Below are 24,218 nucleotides of genomic sequence, written 5' to 3' on the forward strand. Positions count from 1 at the left end.
CTCGTATGCCAGCTATGAAGGTGAAGTGATGCGTGGCGCCTTCGCCGGTGTACCGCACGGCCAACTCGAGGCGGCCCGCGCTTTCGGCATGAGCCGTTGGAAAATCTTCGGGCGAATATGGCTCCCGCAGGCGATCAGCCGGGCGCTGCCGACGCTGGCGGGTGAAACCGTTCTCCAGCTGAAAGCAACACCGCTGGTGGCAACGATAACCATGGTCGACATCTATGCCGTAGCCTCGCGGGTGCGCCAGGATCTCTTCGTCACCTACGAACCCTTGCTGCTTCTGGCGTTGGTCTATATGTCCATCACCGGTATCCTGGTGTTCGGCTTCCGCCGGCTCGAGGCACGGATCCCGAGCAAGCTAGGCTAAAGCTGTTAAAGTCGCGAATTCAGGGCAGCTACCATGCAACTCAGTCTCGACCAGGCGACAGGGCTGTGCCGGATGGCCGCACTTGGCGCCGGCGCCAACGAAGAGGCGGCGCAGTCGCTGGCTGCCTCGATCGTCGCGGCCGAGGCTGAAGGACTATCGACCGTCGGGCTGTCGCATTTCATTGATTATCTCGAAGCGCTGGAAGCCGGCCGTATCGACGGCAATGCCGATCCTGTCATCACCAGGCCAGCGCTCGCGGTTTATCTCTCCGATGCCCGCGGCGGACTGGCGCATACCGGTTTCGACCGCACGATCGATGACCTCGCCAAGGCGGCGCGGCTGTTCGGCGTTGCCATCTTTTCGCAGAAGAATGCCTATACGTGCGGCGCGCTCGGCTATTTCACCGGACGGCTGGCCTCGCAGGGATTGGTATCGTTCGCCGCGACCAACGGCCCGGCCGTGCTTGCCGGCTCGGGCTCGGTCAAGCCGGTCTACTGCACCAACCCGATGTCCTTTGCCGCACCGGCCGCGGACGGGGCGCCGCTGGTCATCGACCAGTCGTCGAGCGCCACCGCCTTCGTCAACATCCGCAAGGCGGCCGAGGACGGCAAGAAGATCCCCGAAGGCTGGGCACTGGACGCCAGCGGCAATCCAACCACGGACCCGGCAGCCGCCATGAAAGGCGCCATGCTTGCCTTCGGCGGCCAGCGCGGCGCCAACATCGCGCTGATGGTCGAGGTGCTGGCTGCCGGCCTGTCGGGCGCCAACTGGTCGCTCGATGCGCCATGGTTCGACGGCGGGCAGGACAGTCCGGGGACCGGCCTGTTCGTGCTCGCCGTCGAGCCCAAGCTGCTCGATCCGGACTTCGAGAAACGGATGAAGGACCAGCTCGACCGGTTGCGGCGGCGCTATGGCGTGCATGTGCCGGGGCGTGCCCGGGCCGAGGCCGCGGAGAAGGCGGCGGCGCGCGGCATAAGCGCGCCGAAAGCTGTGGTGCAACGCATTTCCGAATTCGCCGCGCGCTATTCGTCCTGAAGAAATTCGTTTGTCCGATGAGCGGCTGAGGAGGCCGGCCGATCCGGCAGCGCGAGCCTACTTCCCGCAATAATGATCGTTGATGACGTTCGCCGCATTCGCGTCCGGTCCTACCCTGTTGTAGGAGCAGGGTTCGGCGGCTGTCGTGAACAGGTGGTTGTCATAGTAGCGCGGGCCACCGAACAGGAACTCGATGATGTCGCCGTTGGCGGGAACATAACGTTCGGGTTGAGCTTGGTGGTGATGCCGGTTTCCGGCGAATGCCGAGGCGCCAATGCTGCAGCCTGCTGCTAATGCCAGAGCGAAGATCGCAACGCGTTTTGTCATTGGCAATATCCTTCATTCGGAATCAAACCATACATCTAAAATCGCCGACCGAACAAAGGTTCCTGTTTCGAATGGAGTTACCGCAAAGCCGGGCCTCGGCGGAGTTTTCTGCCGTTTCGAGCGGATCCGGAAAATCATGCTTCAACAATGCCGGGCGACCTATGGTCGCCCTTTGCCTTTGGCGCGAAACGGACTATGAAACGGCTTCAACCAAGCCATCTGGATAGCCCGCCGGAGCCAGCCATGACCGAAATCCTGCAGACCCCAAAGCTCGTCGTCGTGTTCGGCGGCTCCGGCTTTGTCGGTCGTCATGTCGTGCGGGCGCTGGCCAGGCGCGGCTACCGCATCCGGGTCGCCTGCCGTCGGCCCGATCTCGCCGGCCACCTGCAGCCGCTCGGCAATGTCGGGCAGATCCAGCCGGTGCAGGCCAATGTCCGGGTGCGCTGGTCGGTCGACCGCGCCGTGCAAGGCGCGGACCATGTCGTCAATCTGGTGGCGATCGCGCATGAGGCCGGCCGGCAGAAATTCACTGCCGTCCACGAGTTCGGCGCGCGCGCTGTCGCTGAAGCGGCGCGCGCCGTCGGCGCCGGCCTCACCCACATCTCGGCTCTGGGCGCGGATCTCCACGCACAATCGGACTATGCGCGCACCAAGGCGCTTGGCGAAAAGGCCGTTCTTGAGACGGTCCAGGACGCTGTGATTCTGCGGCCATCGATCAATTTCGGGCCGGAGGACGGTTTCTTCAACCGCTTTGCCAACATGGCCCGCTTTTCCCCAGTCCTGCCGCTGATCGGCGGCGGTCAGACGAAATTCCAGCCGGTCTATGTCGGCGACGTCGCCGAAGCGGTGGCGCACTCGGTCGACGGCAAGGTCCAGGGCGGCCATATCTATGAGCTCGGCGGGCCGCAGGTGCTCACTTTCAAGGAATGCATGCAAGAATCGCTTGTTATCATCGAACGCAAGCGGTTTTTGCTGCCTATGCCGTGGTGGCTGGCGAACCTCCAGGCATCAATTCTCGGGCTGCTGCCCAATCCGTTGTTGACCAAGGACCAGGTCCTGCTGTTGCGCCAGCACAATGTCGTGTCGGATGCCGCCGTCAAGGACAACAGGACGCTCGCCGGCCTCGGAATCCAGCCACGGTCGATCGGAACCATCCTGCCCAGCTATCTCTGGCGCTACCGCGCCGCGGGCCAGTTCCAACGCAAGTCCGCCGCATAATACCGGCGCGAATGGACGTTCAGCCGCTTACGAGGCGCGCCGGGTGACTTGCATCGGCAGCCCGCCTTGCGGTTGCGTCGTCAGCTTCTGCACCGGCCAGGGGCGGGTCTCCGCGGTGGTGTCGAAACGGTAGCGCGACAGCATGATCGCCAACGCAATGATCGCCTCCTGCATGGCGAAGCTGGCACCGATGCAGACGCGGGGGCCGGCGCCGAACGGCAAATACTGGAAACGGTCGATCTTTTCGCGATTCCCCGGATGAAAGCGCTCCGGCATGAAAGCGTCCGGCCGGTCCCATAATTTCCTGTGGCGATGGACGACCCACGGCATCACCAGCACCGCGGCGCGTCGCGGTATATAGAGGCCGTTCCAGGTTTCGGGTTCGATCGGTTCGCGGTTGATCGAGGGCGCCGGCGGATAGAGCCTGAGCGCCTCGTCGAAGGCGGCACGGGTCAGCGGCATGGCGTCGAGCCATTTCGTCGGGTCGGGCTCACGCGCCAGCACAGCATCGATCTCGTGCTCGATCTTTTCGCGCTCCCATGGCGCTTCGGCGAGACAGTAGAGCGTCCAGCCGAGCGCCCTGGCTGTAGTCTCGTGGCCGGCGCCGATGAAGGTGATGATGTTGTCCTCGACCTCGGCCCGGGTCAGCCCGCCCGGTCCTTCCGCCTTCAACAGCAGCGTGAGAAAATCCTGCGGCACCGTGTCCGGAGCGCGCCTCAGCCGCGCCTCGCGCATCTGCACCGTGTCGGTGACGATCTTGCGGAAGTAGGCCATGGTCTTGCGGCCGCGGATGCGGGTCAGGCGCGGCAGCCAATCGGGCGCACGCAAAAGGTCGAGCGGATCGACCCGGCCCATCGTCTCGAACAGGCGGTCGATCTCCTTGGCGAAGCTGCCCGGCTCGCCCGATATCTCGCCCGAAAACAGCGTCTCAGCCAGGATGTCGAAGGTGAGCAGCGTCATGTCGTGGGCGATATCCGACGTGCCACCTTGCTCGTAACGGGTGACGAATTCGAGCGTGCGTTTCAGCATCGGCTCGGCGAAGCCGAAAATGTGACGCGGCGTGAATACCGGCGCCATCGCCTTGCGCGAACGCCGCCACACCTCGCCTTCGGCGGTCAGCAGCCCGTCGCGCAGGATCGGCCGCAGGATCTTCTGGCGCACCGTCGCCATCTTGTAGTTCTTGGCGTTGTCGACCAGCACATGGCGGATGAGGCCGGGATCGTTGGCGATGACCAGCGGCCCACCGACGCCGTTCACCGAAATCCAGGGCTCGTTGTAGGTCGCCTCGCCCCACAGTTCGAGCGGATTGCGATAGACAATGCGGATCATCTCCAGCGTCGAAGGCGGCGCGGTGCGCGGCTTCGGCGCCGGCGGGACGAAGGGGACGGGCTGACTGTCCATGGCTTGCTCCGCTGACCCCTCAATGTAGTGGCTGGCAAGGCAAGCGTCCATGTGGCCGGACGACAAGGCGAAGCATCCGCTCTCTGGAATGTGACCGGGGCACCGGAAAGTGCCTGCTTGCTGTGTCCGGCTGTGTGTCTTAGGTGGCAGCACCACAGATGCCACTAACCGGCGGGAGCCTGCCTTGAAGCACCAGTTGAACGTCATCATCGGCAGCACGCGGCCGGGCCGCGCCGGACCCGTTTTCGCAAGGTGGTTGGAAAGTTTTGCGCGCGAACACGGCAAATTCGAGCCATTGCTCACCGATATCGCCGCCTTCAACCTGCCGGTGCTGGACGAGCCGCATCATCCTAGACTCGGCAGATACGAAAACAGCCACACGAAAGCCTGGTCGAAAGCAATCGACGCCGCCGACGCGTTCGTCTTCGTAGCGCCGGAATACAATTATTTCGCAGCCCCCGCGATCGTCAACGCGGTCGACTACCTGCTCAGGGAATGGCCTACAAGCCGGCCGCCATCCTCAGCTACGGCGGTGTCTCCGGTGGCTTACGAGCGGCGCAGGCGGTCAAACCGTTGCTGACCGCGGTCGGCGTCATGCCGATTCCGGAAGGCGTGGCGCTCCCGATGTACCAGAAGCTGCTCGACGAGACCGGCGCCTTCCTGCCCAGCGAGCAGGTGCTCGGCGGAGCCAAGACCATGCTGGACGAGCTGTCCCGCTGGAGCGAAGCGCTGAGGCCGATGCGCGCCAGCTAACAACGCGAACGGCCGGGCTTGCCGATGCCATAACTTGCTCATGCCATAAAGAGATGGAATGCTCCGGGAAATGACCGGGCCGGGGCGGTTCGATTTGCGTCTTCTGTTTGCTGTGCTGCTGATCCTCTCGACGGCCTCCGGTGCCATGGCGGAGCGGCGCGTTGCGCTGGTCATCGCCGAGAACGACTACCGGCTGATCCGGCCGCTCGCCAATCCCGTCAATGACGGCGAGGTCATGGAAACGGTGCTGAGGAAGCTCGGTTTCGAGGTCTTCCTCGAAACCAACCGCGACCTGCGGCGCATGCGCCGGGCGCTCGACGATTTCCGCGAGGATGCTAAAGGCGCCGACGTGGCACTGGTGTTCTTCTCCGGCCACGGCGTCGAGATCGCCGGCGAGAATCGGCTCCTGCCGGTGGATGCAGACGCGTCGTCGCTCGCTACGCTGGAAGGGACCAGCCTGCCGCTGGAGGAGATCCGCGCGGCCGTCGCCGCCACCAGCAAGGTCGGACTGATCGTGCTCGATGCCTGCCGCAGCGATCCGTTTGCTGCCACGGGCGGCGAAGGCCGCGGCGCAACGGCGCTGGTAAAAGAGGTCAGCGACAAGGTCCGGCCGGGTCTTGGCCGCATCGGGCGGGCAGAAAACATCCTGTTTGCCTTCTCGGCGGCGCCCGGCGAGACCGCCTCGGATGGGACCGGCCAGAATTCGCCGTTCACCGCGGCGCTGACGAAATACCTCGGCACCGAGGGTCTTGAGATCCGCTCCGTGCTGACGCTCGTGCAGCAGGAGGTCTACGATCTCTCGCGCGGCAGGCAATTGCCCTATGTCGAGAGCGGCCTGCCGCAGTTGTTCTTTGCCACGACAGCCAAGGAGAAACTGCCGGAGCGCGAACGCTTGTTGCTGGCCATGGCCGAGGTGACGCCCGCGATGCGTGGCGAGGTGGAAAAGATCGCCAGCGACGCCGACATGCCGCTGGCACCGCTCTATGGCGCGTTGATCAGTTCCGATGCCGGCCGCCTCTCCGCGGACAGTCTGAACGCCAGGCTGCGTGAGGCAGCCGACGCCTTCGTCAAGGTGCGGAGCGAAATGCAGACGCTTTCCTCCGACGATCTCAGAGTGGCAGCGTTGCGCCGGCAGGCGGAAGAGCAGCTTTCGCTGGGAGCGTTCGATGCCGCGCGGAAAAAGCTTGCCGAAGCAGCCGAGATCGACAATATCTCGCGCAACGCGCTGAAGGCCAATTTCGTCAGTCGCACGCTTTCCGAAGCCGCGACGCGCTATTTGTCCGGCGGGGCAGCGCGCGCCGACCTCGACTACGCCACAGCCATCAAGGATTATGAATCCGTGCTCACGCTTTATGGCGAAGCCGGACAGGTGGTGCTGTCGCTCGACGACGCCGACCGCTTGATCCGCACGCTGGACGAGCTCGGCAAGCTCTATACCACGGTCGGCAACATCGATGCTGCTGGCCGCGCCTTCGAGGCGCTGCAAGCCGATCTCGAGCGGCGGTCGCGCCACGAAACCGATCCCAACGTGAAGCGCGACTTCGCCGTCAGCCACGTCAAGCTCGGCAACGTGCGGATGGCGCAAGGCAATCTGCCGGCAGCGCTGCAAAACTATGAAACGGCCAAGACCATTCTGCAGGACCTGACCGAGGCAGAGCCGGACAATCTGGAGTGGTTCGGCGACCTCGCCATGACCGACGACAAGATCGGTAACGTGCTGGCGACGCAAGGTGATCTGGCCGGCGCCGCACAGGTCTATCAGGAAAGCCTGTCGATCAAGAAACAGCTCGCTGCCGGAGAGCCCGACCGTGCCGAACTGCAGCGCGACCTGACCATCACCTATGATGAGATCGGCCACCTTGCCCATGTCGCAGGTCAACTGGACAACGCACAGGCGGCCTATCAAGAGAGCCTGAAGGTGCGGCTGGCGCTGGCGGCGGACAGACCGGGAGACGCCGATCGGCAGCGTGACGTCTCGGTCAGCCACGATACGATAGGCGACCTGCTGCGCGAACGCGGCGACGCCGCTGGGGCGCTGACGGCCTACAAGGAAGGCCTGGCGATCGTCAAGCAACTGGCGAAACGCGATCCGGACGACACCGAGCTGAAACGCGACCTGTCCGTCGGCAACGCCAAGGTCGGCAACGCGCTGAGCGACCAGCAGAATTGGCCGGCGGCACTTTCGGCTTATCGTCAGGCACTCTCGCAAGCCAGCGCGCTCGCCGCCGGCGACCCGAACAACACCGATTGGCAGCGCGACCTGTCCGTGTGCCTCGAGAAGGTCGCCGGCGTCCTGGCGATACAGGGCGACCACAAAGGCGCACTGAAAGCCTATCTGGACAGCTACGCGATTGCGGAGAGGCTGGCGAAGCTCGATTCCGCCAATTCCGACTGGCAGCGGGACTTGTCGATAACGCTGTCCGAAGTCGCCACGCTCCGCCTCAGGCAGCGCGACGTCAGGGGAGCCCGGCAAGCCCTTCAGGACAGCCTTGCCATTCGCGAGAAACTTGCCCAGTCAGATCCGGACAACGCCACCTGGCAGCGCGACCTGGTGGTTGCCTATATCGACTACGCCCAAGTCGCAAAGGACCCGAAAGCCGTCCTTTCCAAGGCACTCGACATGACGCTGGAGCTCGACCGGACCGGTCGGCTGGCGCCGCGATACAAGTTCATGATCAAGTTTTTGCGTGAGCGGCTGGCCAGGATCGAAGCCAGGCGCCGGTAGCGGGTTCACGCGACGGTCATTCCGTTCGGAAATGCCTGCAAACCTTGGAAAAACCGCCTTTTGCGCCTATATCTACGACACTAGGAATGCGCGATTCGACGCCGATTTTTCGCGCTCTGCACACGGCACCAATCAGACAGGTTTTCATGAGCGACCAGACCGACATCGCCAACGGCGTTGAAGCCGAATACGGCGCCGATTCCATCAAGGTTTTGAAGGGCTTGGACGCCGTTCGCAAGCGGCCGGGCATGTATATCGGCGACACCGACGACGGCTCGGGCCTGCACCACATGGTTTATGAGGTGGTCGACAACGCCATCGACGAAGCACTGGCGGGCCATGCCGACCTGGTGACGGTGACGCTCAATCCGGACGGCTCGGTGACGGTCATCGACAATGGCCGCGGCATTCCGACCGATATCCACACCGGCGAAGGCATTTCGGCGGCCGAAGTGATCATGACGCAGCTGCATGCCGGCGGCAAGTTCGACCAGAACTCCTACAAGGTGTCGGGCGGCCTGCACGGCGTCGGCGTGTCGGTCGTCAACGCACTGTCGGCCTGGCTGAAACTGAAGATCCGTCGCAACGGCCAGATCTACGAGATGAGCTTCACGCATGGCGATGCCGACGCGCCGCTGCGCATCACCGGCAGTTATGAACAAGACAAGGTCCCCGGCACCTATGAAGGGCGCAGCGGCAGCGAAATCACGTTCTTGCCGTCGTCCGAGACCTTCACCATGGTCGAGTTCGACTATGGTACGCTGGAGCACCGGCTGCGCGAGCTCGCCTTCCTGAACTCCGGCGTGCGCATCGTTTTGACCGATGCCCGCCATGCCGACATCGTGCGCCATGAACTGCACTATGATGGCGGGCTGGAAGAGTTCGTCCGATATCTCGACCGAACGAAGAAGCCGTTGCTCGACAAGCCGATTTCGATCCGCGCCGAGCGCGACGGCATCACCGTCGAAGTCGCCATGTGGTGGAACGACAGCTACCACGAGAACGTGCTGGCCTTCACCAACAACATCCCGCAACGTGACGGCGGCACGCATCTCGCCGGTTTCCGGGGTGCGCTGACACGTCAGATAACCGGCTATGGCGACTCCTCGGGCCTGACCAAGAAGGAAAAAGTGTCGCTGATCGGCGACGATTGCCGCGAAGGGCTGACCGCGGTGCTGTCGGTCAAGGTTCCCGACCCGAAATTCTCCTCGCAGACCAAGGACAAGCTGGTGTCGTCCGAGGTTCGCCCGGTGGTCGAAGGGCTCGTCAACGAGGCGCTCGGCACCTGGCTCGAGGAGCACCCGACCGAGGGCAAGGCGGTCATCGAGAAGGTCATCCAGGCCGCTGCCGCGCGTGAAGCCGCGCGCAAGGCACGCGACATCACCCGCAAGAGCTCGCTCGGCGTCACCTCCCTGCCCGGCAAGCTGGCCGATTGCCAGGAGCGCGATCCGGCGAAATCCGAGATCTTCATCGTCGAGGGCGACAGCGCCGGCGGCTCGGCCAAGGGCGGCCGTTCGCGCCAGAACCAGGCCATTCTTCCGCTGCGCGGCAAGATCCTCAATGTCGAGCGCGCCCGCTTCGACCGCATGCTCGGCTCCGACATGATCGGCACGCTGATCACTGCGCTCGGCACCTCGATCGGCAAGGACGAGTTCAATGCCGACAAGCTGCGCTACCACAAGATTATCCTGATGACCGACGCCGATGTCGATGGCGCCCATATCCGCACCTTGCTGCTGACCTTCTTCTTCCGCCAGATGCCGGAACTGATCGAACGCGGTCATCTCTATATCGCGCAGCCGCCGCTCTATAAGGTGACACGAGGGAAGAGCTCGCAATATATCAAGGATGAAGCCGCCTTCGAGGAATTCCTGATCGGCTCGGGGCTGGAAGAAGCGTCGCTTGCGCTCAGCACGGGCGAGGTGCGGGCCGGACAGGATCTGCGCAGCGCCATCGACGATGCCCTGGCTGTCCGCCAACTCATCAACGGATTGCATACGCGCTATAACAGAGGCGTGGTGGAGCAGGCAGCGATTGCCGGCGCGCTCAACCCCGAAATCTTCACCGACCTCGGTCGCGCCAACGAGATGGCCGAGCGCGTTGCCCGCCGTCTCGACATTATCGCCGAGGACACCGAGCGCGGCTGGACAGGCCGCATGTCGACCTCCAACGAGGGCGTCGGCGGCTATGTATTCGAGCGCACGGTGCGCAGCGTCAAGGAGTTCGCGCATCTCGACCTGGCGCTGATCAATTCCGCCGACGCACGCCAGCTCGACCGCTATGCGCCGCGCCTGGCAGAAATCTATGGCGAGCCGCCGGTGCTGCGCCGCAAGGATGTCTCCGAAACAATTTCGGGGCCGCTGGCACTGCTCAATGCCGTGTTTGCCACCGGCCGCAAGGGTCTGACCATGCAGCGCTACAAGGGCCTTGGCGAAATGAACGCCGAGCAGCTCTGGGAAACGACGCTCGACCCGAATGTGCGCTCGCTCTTACAGGTCAAGGTCAATGACGCGACTGACGCGGACTCACTGTTTTCGCGACTGATGGGCGACGAGGTTGAGCCAAGGCGCGAATTCATCCAGGAAAACGCGCTGTCGGTCGCCAATCTGGACATCTGAGCCGCCATCCAGAATACCCAGCCTGCAGGCATGAAGTGCATTGGTGCATCTTGGCGCACCGACGCCGACTGCTGCACCGCAACAAAGATCACCGAGGATCTCCCGGAACGGAAAGTCTTTCAAGGCATTGTAGTTGATCACAATCGCCGCAGGAGGCATTCATGGGACGTGGCATTTTGCTCTGGCTTCTCGGAGTCCCGATTCCGATCATTATTCTGATTCTGCTTTTTGCAAGGTAGGAGGCTTCCATGCCGTCCACCCTAACGACTACCGAGGTTTCCGCACCGACGGAATCCTCATCCCCCGCCGTCAGCTGGGGACCAATCGTCGCCGGCGCCTTTGCTGCGTCGACGCTTACCTTCATCTTGATGCTGCTCGGCTCCGGGCTTGGACTTAGCATGGTGTCGCCATGGTCCGGCTCGGGTGCGTCAGTCACAACTTTCGCCGTTTCCACCGCCGTCTGGCTGATCGTCGTGCAGTGGCTGTCGTCGGCCCTCGGCGGCTACCTCGCCGGACGCCTGCGCACCAAATGGGTCGGCATCCACACCGATGAAGTCTTCTTCCGCGATACCGCTCACGGCTTCCTGGCCTGGGCGCTGGCGACGCTGCTCGTCGCCGGCGTGCTCGGCACGGCGCTTTCGGCCGCGATAGGTACCGGTGTCCAGGCCGCTTCGACTGTGGCATCCGGCGCGGCAATGGGCGCTTCGGCAGGTGCTGCTGCAAACGCTGGTGGCGCCTCGACTGACAACGCCACATCGTATTTCGTCGATACGCTGTTCCGCCCGGCCGATCCGGCAAGGCTCGCTGCCGCCAATCCGGAGAGCGACGCCGCGGCAACGGCGCAGGCATCGCGCATTCTGATCGCGAGTGCCGCAGCAGGCGAAATATCGGCCGACGACAAGACCTATCTGTCGCGGCTGGTGGCCGCCCGCACAGGCCTGTCCGAAGCCGATGCCACCGCTCGCGTCGATGCGGTAATCGCCAAAGCGCAGGAGGCCAAGGTCAAGGCCCAGCAGGCGGCCGACACCGCCAGAAAGGCAGGCGCCACCTTCTCACTGATTGGCGCGCTGTCGCTGGTCGTCGGGGCTTTCATTGCCAGTGCGGCTGCAGCACTTGGCGGCAGGCAGCGCGACGACGAGGAAGCGATTTTCCTGACCAATCGTTGATCGGCGCCTAAGCGAACTCGGTCCGCTTCGAAGATTACCCCGAAGCGGACCTTGCTTTGAGCTGTCGGCGCAGCATTGTCGTGCGTTGCTCGCCACCGACAGCTCAGTCCCCCAGCTTGCGGCCGAGATCGACCGCATCGCGCAGCACGGCAAGGTGCGAGCGCGGCACGCCGGACGGTGCGTTGGCCTCGACGCCGCTCGCCGTCAACGACCAGTAGAGCGTGTGTGTGAAGACGCGGCCGAGCGAGCCGCGCAGCTCGACCTGGATGTTTTCCACGCCCGGACCAAAGTTCTCCGTCATCGGCCCGGAGATCGGGTCGCCGGTCAACCAGCCATTGCCTCTGTCGAAAATGTTGGTCCAGCGCATCGCGGCAAACATCGCGCCATGATGCACCGCCCGCTGTGGCTTGCCCGAATGGCTGCGGCCTTCCTGATAGAGCATAGTCCCGCCCGCCGCCCTGTCGGCGATCGGCGGGCATGCCGAGAACAGCCGCTCGGCGATGCCGCGCCTGAACTCGGCAAGATTGTAGGTCACCAGAAACTCGCTGTGGGTCAGCGGACTGCCGAGCGTGACGAAATCGCTGATCTTCCACGGCAGCGGATGATCGGCGTCACTGTCGCGAAGCTGCCGGTAGAGTTCCCATTGGCCGCGCCGGAATGTGGGGAGGTCATCGAGGCGGTCGGGCCAGGCGGAAGCATCGGTGGCCAGCATCGCCTTATCGACGGCGTGGATCGCCTTCAGCCTCGCTCTGTCGCGAATGGCTTCCAGCTTTCGAGGCCTGAAATCGGCCCATAATATCTGCAACAGATCATAGGCTATGATCGACCCCAGGCTGTGCGAGACCAGCACGATGCGGTCGTAGGCGTCGTCCACCATAAGGCGCTTCAGCAGCTTGAGGCCACGCTCGCGGACCAGCGCGCGCTTCTCGACCGTCGCCGCTTCGGCCCGCACATAGGCGGCGGCATCGCCGAAATAGGGCAGGCCAAACTGGTCCACCGACCAGATAACGAACGACGCCAGGACGGTGACAAGCACGCCGGTCGTCCAGGAGATATAGCCTTGCCAGGCCGACGTTGCGAGCGCCAGCGCCGCGCCAAGGACGACGATGGTGGCCAAAAGCGTGACGACATAGAGTTTGCGCACATCGCGCGGAATATCGGCGGGCTTGCGCCAGAGCAGGGTCGTCACCCAGGCAGCAAGGCGGCTCCGGGTCGTGCCCTGGGTGATGTCGGCCCAGTAAAGCTCGTAGAAATCGGTGCGGCGGCCATCGACATCATACGGTGTGGTGATCCGGCGAAGCTCGTGCGAATTGGTCCGGCTGTCGGGCGTGATCCAGCTCTGGTTGATCTTCGCACCCATTGGGTCGGCCGGATCAGCGACATGGGCATAGAACGGAGCACGGGCCGGATCGTGGCTCCAAACGGCCTGGACAAATCCCCTCAACGTGTCCATGGGCCGCTGTTCGCCCATACCGTGCACGACCACCACCGCCTGGCTGCGCTTGCGCGGCACCTTCTCTGCTGCGGTCAGATCGGCGGCCGGCGACGCGGCAGAACCAGGGTCGGGCACAGCACCTCCACCGATGACGCCGTTAGACAAGACGACGGGTCGCTATCGTAGCTTCAGAACCGGTAACAGCCAAGAAAAAGCCCGGCGCGGAGCCAGGGCTGTATTTCGACGACCGGCAGTGAGTTGGCAACGACGCCGTTTCAGTGATCAATCGCCTTGACGATCTCCTCGGTCATCTTCTTGGCGTCGCCGAGCAGCATCATGGTGCCGTCCTTGTAGAACAGCGTGTTGTCGATGCCGGCATAGCCGGACCCGAGCGAGCGCTTGACGAACAGGCAGGTGCGCGCCTTGTCGACGTCGAGGATCGGCATGCCATAGATCGGCGACGATTTGTCGTCGCGGGCGGACGGATTGGTGACGTCGTTGGCGCCGATGACATAGGCGACATCGGCCTGCGCGAACTCAGAGTTGATGTCCTCCAGCTCGAACACTTCGTCGTAAGGCACGTTGGCTTCCGCCAAGAGCACATTCATGTGGCCGGGCATGCGGCCGGCCACCGGATGGATGGCGTATTTGACGTCGACGCCGTTGGCCTTGAGCTTGTCGGCCATTTCGCGCAGCGCGTGCTGCGCCTGGGCGACGGCCATGCCGTAACCCGGCACGATGATGACCTTTTGCGCATTCATCATCAGATAGGCGGCATCCTCGGCAGAGCCCTGCTTGACGGTGCGCTCGATGCCGTCGTCGGCAGCGGCTGATGTCTCGCCGCCGAAGCCGCCGAGGATGACCGAGATGAAGCTTCGGTTCATGCCTTTGCACATGATGTAGGACAGGATGGCGCCCGATGAGCCGACCAGCGCGCCGGTGATGATCAGCGCCAGATTGCCGAGCGTGAAACCGAGTGCCGCCGCTGCCCAGCCCGAATAGGAATTGAGCATCGATACGACCACCGGCATGTCGGCGCCGCCGATCGGGATGATGAGAAGGACGCCGAGCACGAGCGAGGCGGCAACGATCAGCCAGAACACCAGCTTGGACTCGGTGGTGACGAGCAGCATGATCAGCACAATGAGCGCTATGCCCAGGGCTGCGTTGATGAAGTGACGGCCGCCGATCATGATCGGCTTGCCCGACATGCGGCCGTCGAGCTTCAAGAAGGCGATGACCGAGCCGGTGAAGGTGACGGCGCCGATGGCAACGCCGAGGCTCATCTCGATCAGCGCCTGGGCATGGATATCGGCGACGGTGCCGATGCCGAAACTTTCCGGCGCATAGATGGCGGCGGCCGCCACCATGACCGCGGCAAGACCGACCAGCGAGTGGAAGGCGGCGACCAGCTGCGGCATCGAGGTCATGGCAATGCGCCGTGCCGTGACCGCACCGACCGAGCCGCCGATGGCGAGGCCGAGCACGATCAGCGCAAAGCGGCCGGCGGAAGGGGTGGCCAGCGCCAGCGTCGTGACAATGGCGATGCCCATGCCGATCATGCCGTACATGTTGCCCTGGCGGCTGGTGGTCGGATGCGACAGGCCGCGCAATGCCAGGATGAACAGGATGCCGGAGACCAGATAGAGGAAGGAGGCGAAGTTGGCGTTCATAGCGGCCTACTTTTCCTTCTTCTTGTACATGGCCAGCATGCGCTGGGTGACGAGGAAGCCGCCGAAGATGTTGACCGATACCAGCATCAGCGCAACAAAGCCGAAGCCGGTGGCGATGCCCGAGGCCGAGATGCCGACGGCAAGCAACGCGCCGACGACGATGACGGAGGAAATGGCGTTGGTGACCGCCATTAATGGCGTGTGCAGCGCCGGCGTGACCGACCAGACGACGTAGTAGCCGACGAAGATCGCCAGCACGAAGATGGCGAAGCGGAAGACGAAGGGATCGATCGCGCCGCCGGACAGCGCGTGCGCGGCGTCACCAGCGGCCTCGGTGCCGGGCGCGGTGGCCAGGTTCTGGACCGCAAGGCGGACGGCAGCTGTGGCCTGGTCGAGCTGGTCGAGGGCTTTCTGCAGGGTCTGATCCATCACGCGATCCCTCCGGTGGTCTTGGGCTTCCTCGAAGCGGCCGGCCTCTTCGCAGCCGGCTTTGCCGAAGCCTCGGCAACCATCGTCTTGGCCGGAATGGCCGGCGGTTCGACATGTTGGCCCTTTGGCGGCTCCTGCTCAGCCCTGACGAAGGCGGGATGCACGACCTTGCCGGCATCGGTCAGCATGGTTGCCTTGACCAGCTCGTCGTCGCGGTTGATGGCAAGCGTCTTCGTCGCCTTGTCAACCAGCGTCTCGAGGAAGGCATAGAGGTTTCTCGCATAGAGCAGCGAGGCGGAGGCGGCGACGCGACCGGGAACGTTGAGATGGCCGACGATCTTTACCCCGTTGGCGGTGGTCACCACCTGCCCCGGAACGGCGCCCTCGACGTTGCCGCCACGCTCGACCGCAAGGTCGACGATCACCGAGCCGGGTTTCATCGAGGCGACCATTGCCGCAGAAACCAGCTTCGGCGCCGGCCGGCCCGGTATCAGCGCGGTGGTGATGACGATGTCCTGCTTGGCGATGTGCTCGGCGGTCAGCGCCGCCTGCTTGGCCTGATACTCCCTGGACATTTCCTTGGCGTAGCCGCCGGCCGTCTCGGCCGCCTTGAATTCCTCGTCCTCGACCGCCAGGAACTTTGCGCCGAGCGAAGCAACCTGCTCCTTGGCAGCCGGGCGCACATCGGTGGCGGTGACCACGGCGCCGAGGCGGCGCGCGGTGGCGATGGCCTGCAGACCGGCGACGCCGACGCCCATGATGAAGGCCTTCGCCGCCGGTACCGTGCCAGCCGCCGTCATCATCATCGGCAACGCCCGGTCATATTCGGCAGCCGCGTCGATCACCGCCTGATAGCCGGCGAGGTTCGCCTGGCTGGATAGAACGTCCATCGACTGGGCGCGGGTGATGCGCGGCATGAACTCCATGGAAAAAGCAGTAGCACCGGCCCTGGCCAACGCGGCGACGCCGGCATCGTTGCCATAGGGATCCATGATGGCGATCACGGCAGTGCCCGGCCGATAGACTTTCAGCTCGGCATCGCTCGGCCGGCGCACCTTCAGCACGACATCAGCCCTGGAAACATCGCCGGCCTTGCCGATCGCGGCGCCGGCCTTGGCAAACTCCTCGTCGGGAATGCGCGACGCCGCGCCGGCGCCAGCTTCGACGACCACGTCGAAACCCAGCGCCGCCAGCCGCTTCACCGTGTCGGGCGAGGCCGCGACGCGCGGTTCGTTCGCGTCGAGCTCACGAGGGATGAAAACCGTCTGTCCCACCGCATGATCCTTTCGGCCGCAACCCGTTACCGCAAGACGCCGGCCGGCCCCCGGCGGCGTCCTCGACAAAAATTGGAGGAGTTATCGGAGAATAAAGGCGCCGACGGCCAGGATCAGAACGAACAGGATGGTCCCCGAGAAGAAGCCGCCCACAAAGAAGCCGAACGCCATGGCCAGAAGCACTGCGGCGCAAAACAGCGACCCGTATTTGGCCAGCATCAGGAAGCCGGCATAGGTGCGGTCGTGCTCGGCATAGTCCATCTTCGCGCCCAGTTCGACAGGACCGGTCGGCGTGTGTTCAGCCATAGGAATACCCCTTCGAAGACATCTTTCAGGCACATAGCGAAAAGCCGCGTTAAGGGCAATGGCGCTATTGCCGCATCGCCGCAGCCAACAGTCTCAAGCGAAACTTGAAATCGCTGCGTCAATGATGTGGCGCAACGTGCGCAGCGGCTATGACTGACCCAACCCCTGAAACGAGGCGGGTCGGAGCGCGGCGATACCAATCACAATGGATGGCAGGTCCGCTATTGCCGATGTCGTTAGCTGGCGAGATGCGGGAACAGCCCGAGCAGGCCGACAACGATCAGATAAAGGGCGACGATATAATTGAGCAGCCGCGGCATCACCAGGATCAGCACGCCTGCAATCAGTGAGATAAGCGGGGTGAGGGCGAGCGTGGAAATGGTCATATCGGTTCCTTTGATCGGATGGCTGTCGAAGCGATACGTGGCGGATATCGGCCGTGCCGACCTACCACCAGCACCCTTGCCGTTATCCAGAACGCCGAAGCTACCGGAAGGCTCCATGGGCTCGTTCAGGCGGCTTCGCGAAAATACTTGGCGGTTGGCAGGATGGTCAGCGGAGCGAGTTCGCCGGCACCGGGCGCATTGAATAACATACGCTGCTCCATTGGCGTCGAACGGAAGAATGGAAAGCGCGACAGCGACCGTTCGCGAATAGCGCCAACATCAGCACGGTAGAGCACGACCTTGTTATAGACGCCAGGATAGGCACGAGGCTCACTGATCTTCTCGGCGTAGTAGATCCGCTTGTAGAAGCCGGCGTGATCCTCGCGGATGGTCGAAAGGCAATAGGGCGCGTTGAAGTGAAAACATGCCATGCCGGCGAGCCGCAGCGTGAGATAGGGTATTTGCGGATAGACGCGCGACCATTCCGGGTCGGAGGCGAACCGACTGGGGCAGACGAAGCTCATGCCCTCCTCGAGCATCGGCATGACGATGTCACCGAAAGCTTTGGTGGAAGGCGATCTTGGCGTCGACAGCGTTACGTGATGAATACGCAGTGTGCTGACGAGTTCCTGGTCGATGTAGACACCGAACCGGAAGACGTTAGGCACCTCGTCGAGTTCGTCGTGAATGGTGTGGTTCTCGTTATCGGGAACCATATCGTTGGAACGGTACGACTTGTAGCGCAGGCGATAGATGTCCTCGAGATCCTCGCCCTTGTCGCAACGGCGGTATTCCGTCCGCTCCAGCATCGCCGAAACATTCCTGGCGAAACTAGACATAGTTTCGGACGAATTTTCACCGCCCGCGCTCGCCGCATGGCCGAGCGAACTCAACTGGGCACACATGAACTCTATTCCCCGCGATTACCGCCACCAGCCGACACTACGGACGGGTCATGAGATGTAAAGATGAAAATAAGTACGAGCTCGTTTACCGCTCGTTAAGGTTAACAATTAATAAAATTATACTAAAATACGCGGTTTTCAGCGCAAATCAGCGCCGCGGCGCCTTCCTTGCGGTCTGGATGTCTTTGGCGAATGGCCAGACGGTGCTTGACATCGTCTCGATGCCGGACGCGCTGAGTGCCGACCCGAACAGAAAGCCCTGGACCAGGTCCGGCTTGACCTGCAATGCTAGAATCTTGAGCTGTTCGAAGGTCTCGACACCTTCGACGGTAACCGAAAGTCCCAGCGGCCGTGACAGGTTGACGATGCCCTTGAGCAATTCGAGCGACCGGCTGTTCTGGGTAACGTCGATCAGGAACGAGCGATCGATCTTGATCTTGTCGAGCGGCAGTTTGTGGAGATAGCTGAGGCTCGAATAACCGGTACCGAAATCGTCGAGCGCGATGCGAACGCCGAGCCGCTTCAATTCCTCGATATATTGGCGTGTCAGCGACTTGTCATCGAGCAGCGCCGTCTCGGTGACCTCGATCTCGAGGCGGTCGGCCGGCAGACCGGAACCGGCCAGCGCATCGCGAACCTTCTGGATGACATCACGATTGCGGAAATCCTTGGCCGAGAGATTGACCGACACGCTGGTCTGGGCCGGCCATTTGGCGCATTCCGTGCAGGCCGCATGCAGGACGAAAGTGCTGATGTCGGAAATGATGCCCATTTCCTCCGCAAGAGGAATGAAGATACCGGGGGAGATCGGCCCGAGGTCGGGATGATCCCAGCGGCACAGCGCCTCGCAACTGGCGATCCGCATCGTGTTCATCGCGACGATCGGCTGGTAGACGACTCGCAGCTCCTTGTTTTCCACCGCACTGCGCAGATCCGCCTTCATCAGCTGGCGGCTGCGGAAGGCAGCGTCCATGGAGGCCTCGAACAGCCGCCAGCCGTTCTTGCCAAGCTCCTTTGCCTTGTAGAGTGCAAGGTCGGCCTTGACGATCATGGCATCGACGTCGGTATCCCTGACCCGCGAGAGCGCCGCACCTCCGCTGGCCTGGATGCGCAATCCGTGGCCGGCGACATCGACCTCGCCCTGTAGATTGACAAAGATCTCATCAACCTGGCCGGTCAGATGGCTTTCATCTTCGATGCGTTCGAAGAAGATCATGAACTCGTCGCCGCCGAAGCGGCTGACGGTGATACCTGGCCCGGCGATCGCGGCCAGCCGCTCAGCGACGGCGTAGATCAAACCGTCACCGACCGGATGGCCGAGCGTATCATTTACGCTCTTGAAATCGTCGAGGTCGAGCACGACCAGCCCGCAGAGACGATCCGGATCGCCCGAGGCCATGGCCTCCACGACCAGCTCATGGAAATAGGCGCGATTGGGCAGACCGGTGAGACTGTCGTAGCGCGCCATGAAGCGGATCTTGTCCTCCGCCTCGACGCGGGCGGTCACATCCTCGAAAGTGATGACGCCCAGTTCCTGGCTGCCTTCCCGGGCAGAAAATTCATAGTGCTGGCCGTTGGCGAGCGAGACCAGAACCTTGCGGTCGCGGCCCTCGCGCAGGGCGCGCGTCAGTTGGGCTTCGATGTAGCGGCAATCCTTCGGCGCCAGCATGCCGCCGGCAACGCCGCGCATCAGCAGACCGTGGATCGACCGTCCGAGCAAGGCATCCGGCGATTTGAGCGACATCAGGTGCGCGGCTTCGGCATTGGCCACCGCTACCCGGCCGTCCGGACCGAGCATGACAAGACCATGCGACATGGTGTTGAGGGCGCGGTTGAAACGCTGTGCGATGCGGTTCGCCTTTTTTTCCTCCGAGACGGCGGCAAAAAGCACGTCGCGGACCGTGTCGGCGAATTTGCGAATAGCAAACAGGAATGGGGCGGACAGGAGCCCGAGAAGGATGTGGTAGATATCGCCACGTAAAAGGAACCCCAACGAGATCGGCCACGTCAAGGCAAGCGTCAGGATGGTGACCATGCGCGGGGAGCCATAGTTGCGCCCGGCAATGGAGGTGGCCGTGGCCAGCGTCAGGCAGACGGAGGCGATCTCAGCGAAATTGTCGCGCGCAAAATAGATGCCAAGCAGGCAGAAGGCGCCAAGCGTGAGCCCGTGCAAGGAGCCATAGAGGATGTAGTCGTTCTCGCGCTTGTGCGCCTCTTCCCAGGTCGCCGGCGGGGGCAAGCTGTTGTATTTGCGGAAGTTTCTCATACGGAAGATGCCGACGAGAACCATCGCGATCGCGACAAGCAGATAAAGCGGGTCGCCGCTTTTCCACCAGACAAGGCCGATCAGGAAGGTCTGCGCGACAATGCCGATCGAAAGCGTAACGCCGTCGCGAAACAGAGTTTCCACGAACGGAATGTAAACGTCGACCGGAATCTCGTTTTGTCTTTTCAGATTCACGCCTGGATCCCAACCCTTGGGAACCCAGCAGTGTCACATTGGCCTTAAGAAAGGTTTAGAGAGGCGGTTTGAGACCTGCCGGGATCCCCCGCTGACGCTGCGGAAACAGGGAAACTACCGTTCAGGTAAACAAGGCGTATCACGGTGCGGAATCATTCGGCGGCTTGAAGCTGCGGCCGCAGTGGCGCCGTCGAAAGGCGGTCGAGCAGACGCTGGCGTTCGCCGGCGGCTTTTTCGGCACTGGCCCGCTTGACGTGGCCATAGCCGCGGATGAGCGCCGGCACCGAGACAAGCGCGGCAGCGGCCTCGATCTTGCCCGGTGCCAGCGCGCCGGCGACAAGCTCCAGGTCGGCTTCATAGATGGCAAGAAGCTGCCGCTCCATACGCCTCTCGGCGCTGTAGCCGAACAGGTCGAAAGCGGTGCCGCGCAGGCCCTTCATCGCCGCCAGCAGGCGGAACCCGTTCATCATCCACGGACCAAAGCTCGATTTCTTCGGCTTGCCGTCACTGCCGCGCCTGCCCATGATCGGCGGTGCGAGATGGAATTCGAGCCTGTCGTAACTCTGGAACTGCTTTGCGAGATCTGCGGCAAAGGAGCCGTCGGTATAGAGCCGCGCCACCTCGTATTCGTCCTTGATAGCCATCAGCTTGAACAGGTTCTTTGCGGCAGCTTCGGTCACCACGGTCGAACCGGGCACGACCTTGGTTTCGGCCTTACGCAGCGCTGCCAGTCTGTCGGCATAGCGCTTGCCATAGGCGGCGTTCTGATAGGCGGTCAGGAAGGCGACGCGGCGGGCAATGATGTCGGCCAGCGTCTCGGCAATCGCGGCAGGCTGCGTGGCCTTGCCCGGCTGGGTGAGAAGGCCGCGCACGAAATCCGGCTGGTGGGCGGCGCGGCGACCCCAGCGAAATGCCGCGATATTCATCGCCACCGCCTCGCCGTTGAGCTCGATTGCCTTCTCGACCGCCTCGTCCGACAGCGGCAAGCCGCCATGCTGGAAGGCAAAGCCGAGCATAAACATGTTGGCGCCGAGCGAACTGCCGAACAGCGCGGTGGCGGTGCGGGTGGCGTCGAAGAAATGCGCCTTGTCGTCGCCCGCGGCAGTTCTTATCGCTTTCTTCAGCCGCTCGATAGGCAGCGAGAAATCGGCCGAACGGGCGAACTCGCCCGGCATGATCTCGGCGGTGTTGGCGAGGAAGATGGTATAGCCTTCGCGCACCGCGGCCAGCACCTTCTTTGCACCCGAAACGACGAGATCGCAGCCAAGCACGAGATCGGCCTTGCCGGCCGATACGCGAATGGCGTGGATGTCGTCCGGCGTGCGGGCAATACGGACATGGGTGAACACGGAGCCGCCCTTTTGTGCGAGGCCGGCCATGTCGATCATGCCGCAGCCCTTGCCTTCGAGGTGGGCTGCCATGCCGAGCACTGCGCCAATGGTGACGACGCCGGTGCCGCCGACACCGTCGATGATTGCCGCCCAGCCTTGTTCACCGAGCGTAAATTGCGCCGGCGCCGGCACCCCCGCGAGCGGGTCGGCCGCGCCGGCTATGCCTTCGGCTTTCCTGATTTTGGCGCCGTGGACGGTGACGAAGGACGGGCAGAAACCATTGACGCAAGAGAAGTCCTTGTTGCAGCTCGACTGGTCGATCTTGCGCTTGCGGCCGAATTCGGTCTCGACCGGCTGGATCGAGACGCAATTCGACTGCACGCCGCAATCGCCGCAACCTTCGCAGACCAGCTCGTTGATGAAGATGCGCTTGTCGGGATCGGGGAAGGTGCCGCGTTTGCGGCGGCGGCGCTTCTCGGCGGCGCAGGTCTGGTCGTAGAGCAGCACCGAGACGCCCTTGACCGAACGCAACTCGCGCTGGACGAGATCGAGGTCGTCGCGGTGGTGGATGGTGGCGCCGGCGGGAAATTCCACCTTGCCGGTATATTTGTCCGGCTCGTCGGTGACGATGGCGATGCGCTCGACGCCCTCGGCGCGCACCTGCCTGGCGATCATGTCCACCGTCAGGCCGCCCTCGTGCGGCTGCCCGCCGGTCATCGCGACGGCGTCATTGTAGAGGATTTTGTAGGTGATGTTGGCGTCGGTCGACAGCGCGAAGCGGATCGCCAGCACACCCGAGTGGTTGTAGGTCCCATCGCCCAGATTCTGGAAGATGTGCTCGCGCTTCGAGAACGGCGCCTGGCCGACCCACTGCGCGCCCTCGCCGCCCATGGCAGTGAAGCCGACGGTGTTGCGGTCCATCCACAGCGCCATGAAATGACACCCGATTCCGGCGGCGGCGAGCGAGCCGTCCGGCACCTTGGTCGAGGAATTGTGTGGGCAGCCGGAGCAGAAGAAGGGCGTGCGCGAGGCGATGTCTGACGTGTCGGCCAGCATCGCCTGGAACTGGCGCAATTTCGCCACCCGCGCGGCAATTTCTTCCGACGGGCCGATCGTTAGCAAGATCCTCTCGCCGAGTGCGATGGCAATGTCGTTGGGGTCGAGCGCGCCCTTGGCCGGGAACAGCCAGTCGCCGCGTTCGTTTTTCTTGCCGACGATGACCGGCTGCGTGGCGGTGCCGTAAAGGTTCTCGCGCAGTTGCACCTCGATCAGCGAGCGTTTCTCCTCGACGACAACGATGGTGTCTAGGCCGCGAGCAAAGTCGGCGATGTGCTGCAGGTCGAGCGGCCACGGGCAGCCGACCTTGAACAGCCTGATACCGATACGATTGGCGGCCACTTCGTCGATGCCTATGTCTTCGAGCGCCTGCCGAACGTCGAGATAACTCTTGCCGATGGTGACGATGCCAAGCTTCGGGCTGCTGCCGCCTGAATAGACGATCCGGTTCAGCCCGTTGGCGTGGATGAAGGCCGAAGCAGCGGCGCGCTTGTATTCATGCAACCGCTCCTCCTGGCCGAGCATGTCGATCTCGTTACGGATGTTGAGGCCGCCGGGCGGCATGTCGAAGTCCGGGATGACGATATCTAGCCGGTCGAGCGCGGCATCGACCGAGGCCGTCGATTCGATGTTGTCCTTGACGCATTTGATCGCCGCCCAGGTGCCGGCAAAACGCGACATGGCAAAGCCGTAGAGGCCGTAGTCGATGATCTCCTGGACACCGGCCGGATTGAGGATCGGCACCATGGTGTCGACAAACAGGAACTCGGTGGCATGCGCGTTGGTCGAGGATTCGGCCATGTGGTCGTCACCCATCAGGGCCAGCACGCCGCCATGTTTCGACGAGCCGGCGAGATTGGCGTGACGGAACACGTCGCCGGAGCGGTCGACGCCCGGACCCTTGCCGTACCAGACCGAAAAAACGCCGTCACGAGTGCCCTCGCCCAGCAATTCGGCCTGCTGCGAGCCCCAGCAGGCGGTGGCGGCGAGCTCCTCGTTGAGACCGGGCTGGAAGACGATGTCCGACTGCGCGAGCTGGTCCCGGGCCTTCCACAGCTGCATGTCGAGGCCGCCGAGCGGCGAGCCGCGATAGCCGGAGACGAAACCGGCGGTGTTCAGGCCAGCCCGGCGGTCGCGCTCGCGTTGCATCAGAAGCATGCGGATGACTGCTTGGGCACCCGACAGGAAGATGCGCTCCTTTGCCAGGTCGAACTTGTCGTCGAGCGCGACATTGTGCAGCGTCATCAGGCATTTCCTGTGCGGAAGCCGCACCTGGAGGGTGCGCGGCCAACGTCGGAGTCAAGTACCTATAGTCTTTCTTCCCTTGCCGGGGAGGTCAAACAAAATCG

The 24,218-nt window shown here is 63.2% G+C and carries 17 protein-coding genes and 1 pseudogene; 7 read left to right on the plus strand and 11 right to left on the minus strand.

Features of this window, described 5'->3' with window-relative positions:
• The coding region (locus tag NKI50_RS10210) for an ABC transporter permease subunit (RefSeq protein ID WP_352716426.1) at positions 1–370 on the plus strand (370 nt) is incomplete at its 5' end.
• A 33-nt stretch (positions 371–403) separates the two neighbouring features.
• Positions 404–1,405, plus strand: a complete 1,002-nt coding sequence (locus NKI50_RS10215) for an Ldh family oxidoreductase (RefSeq protein WP_023718030.1) — start codon at positions 404–406, stop codon at positions 1,403–1,405.
• A 57-nt stretch (positions 1,406–1,462) separates the two neighbouring features.
• Here NKI50_RS10215 and NKI50_RS10220 read toward each other — a convergent pair whose 3' ends face one another.
• Positions 1,463–1,732 carry a hypothetical protein gene (locus tag NKI50_RS10220; protein WP_352484389.1) on the minus strand — a complete coding sequence of 90 codons (270 nt, stop codon included), beginning with the start codon at positions 1,730–1,732 and terminating at the stop codon, positions 1,463–1,465.
• Positions 1,733–1,975: 243 nt separating this feature from the next.
• On the opposite strand from NKI50_RS10220, the gene NKI50_RS10225 reads away from it, so the two are divergent.
• Positions 1,976–2,950 carry a complex I NDUFA9 subunit family protein gene (locus NKI50_RS10225; RefSeq protein ID WP_352716429.1) on the plus strand — a complete coding sequence of 325 codons (975 nt, stop codon included), beginning with the start codon at positions 1,976–1,978 and terminating at the stop codon, positions 2,948–2,950.
• 27 nt (positions 2,951–2,977) lie between these two features.
• On the opposite strand, the gene NKI50_RS10230 is transcribed toward NKI50_RS10225, so the two are convergent.
• Positions 2,978–4,351 (minus strand): cytochrome P450, encoded by a 1,374-nt coding sequence (locus NKI50_RS10230; RefSeq protein ID WP_023718033.1) that lies wholly within the window; start codon positions 4,349–4,351, stop codon positions 2,978–2,980.
• A 184-nt stretch (positions 4,352–4,535) separates the two neighbouring features.
• Between NKI50_RS10230 and NKI50_RS10235 the strand changes: the two are divergent.
• The 4 genes and pseudogenes from NKI50_RS10235 to NKI50_RS10250 all read left to right on the plus strand — a co-directional run bounded on the left by NKI50_RS10235 (position 4,536) and on the right by NKI50_RS10250 (position 11,613).
• A pseudogene (locus tag NKI50_RS10235) lies at positions 4,536–5,104 on the plus strand (NADPH-dependent FMN reductase).
• 58 nt (positions 5,105–5,162) lie between these two features.
• Positions 5,163–7,829, plus strand: a complete 2,667-nt coding sequence (locus tag NKI50_RS10240) for a caspase family protein (protein ID WP_352716432.1) — start codon at positions 5,163–5,165, stop codon at positions 7,827–7,829.
• Positions 7,830–7,975: 146 nt separating this feature from the next.
• The gene (gyrB, locus tag NKI50_RS10245) at positions 7,976–10,447 is read left to right on the plus strand and encodes a DNA topoisomerase (ATP-hydrolyzing) subunit B (RefSeq protein ID WP_352716434.1); all 2,472 of its coding nucleotides are present in this window, start codon (positions 7,976–7,978) and stop codon (positions 10,445–10,447) included.
• A 248-nt stretch (positions 10,448–10,695) separates the two neighbouring features.
• On the plus strand, positions 10,696–11,613 hold the full coding sequence (locus tag NKI50_RS10250) for a hypothetical protein (RefSeq protein WP_023718037.1): 918 nt from the start codon (positions 10,696–10,698) through the stop codon (positions 11,611–11,613).
• A 103-nt stretch (positions 11,614–11,716) separates the two neighbouring features.
• Here the strand turns inward: NKI50_RS10250 and NKI50_RS10255 are convergent, their stop codons facing one another.
• The 9 genes from NKI50_RS10255 to NKI50_RS10295 all read right to left on the minus strand — a co-directional run bounded on the left by NKI50_RS10255 (position 11,717) and on the right by NKI50_RS10295 (position 24,114).
• Positions 11,717–13,183, minus strand: a complete 1,467-nt coding sequence (locus NKI50_RS10255) for a hypothetical protein (RefSeq protein WP_352484386.1) — start codon at positions 13,181–13,183, stop codon at positions 11,717–11,719.
• A 140-nt stretch (positions 13,184–13,323) separates the two neighbouring features.
• Positions 13,324–14,721 (minus strand): NAD(P)(+) transhydrogenase (Re/Si-specific) subunit beta, encoded by a 1,398-nt coding sequence (locus tag NKI50_RS10260; protein ID WP_352484385.1) that lies wholly within the window; start codon positions 14,719–14,721, stop codon positions 13,324–13,326.
• Between the two features lie 6 nt (positions 14,722–14,727).
• Positions 14,728–15,150, minus strand: a complete 423-nt coding sequence (locus tag NKI50_RS10265) for an NAD(P) transhydrogenase subunit alpha part 2 (protein WP_036244434.1) — start codon at positions 15,148–15,150, stop codon at positions 14,728–14,730.
• A complete protein-coding gene (locus NKI50_RS10270) occupies positions 15,150–16,424 on the minus strand; it encodes a Re/Si-specific NAD(P)(+) transhydrogenase subunit alpha (protein ID WP_352484384.1) in 1,275 nt (424 codons plus the stop codon). The genes NKI50_RS10265 and NKI50_RS10270 overlap by 1 nt, the downstream gene beginning before the upstream one ends.
• A gap of 81 nt (positions 16,425–16,505) precedes the next feature.
• Positions 16,506–16,730: an aa3-type cytochrome c oxidase subunit IV gene (locus tag NKI50_RS10275; protein ID WP_023718042.1), complete on the minus strand. Its 225-nt coding sequence runs from the start codon at positions 16,728–16,730 to the stop codon at positions 16,506–16,508.
• A 236-nt stretch (positions 16,731–16,966) separates the two neighbouring features.
• Complete coding sequence (locus tag NKI50_RS10280; protein ID WP_023718043.1) at positions 16,967–17,116, minus strand: DUF3096 domain-containing protein; 150 nt, start codon at positions 17,114–17,116, stop codon at positions 16,967–16,969.
• Between the two features lie 125 nt (positions 17,117–17,241).
• Positions 17,242–18,021: an N-acyl amino acid synthase FeeM domain-containing protein gene (locus NKI50_RS10285; protein WP_023718045.1), complete on the minus strand. Its 780-nt coding sequence runs from the start codon at positions 18,019–18,021 to the stop codon at positions 17,242–17,244.
• Between the two features lie 148 nt (positions 18,022–18,169).
• Positions 18,170–20,482, minus strand: coding sequence for a putative bifunctional diguanylate cyclase/phosphodiesterase (locus NKI50_RS10290; protein WP_023718046.1), 2,313 nt, complete (start codon positions 20,480–20,482; stop codon positions 18,170–18,172).
• Between the two features lie 152 nt (positions 20,483–20,634).
• A complete protein-coding gene (locus tag NKI50_RS10295; RefSeq protein WP_352716438.1) occupies positions 20,635–24,114 on the minus strand; it encodes an indolepyruvate ferredoxin oxidoreductase family protein in 3,480 nt (1,159 codons plus the stop codon).
• Positions 24,115–24,218: the final 104 nt, after the last annotated feature.

The organism is Mesorhizobium sp. M0563 (genome assembly GCF_040321065.1).
In the GTDB taxonomy this organism is placed as follows: domain Bacteria; phylum Pseudomonadota; class Alphaproteobacteria; order Rhizobiales; family Rhizobiaceae; genus Mesorhizobium.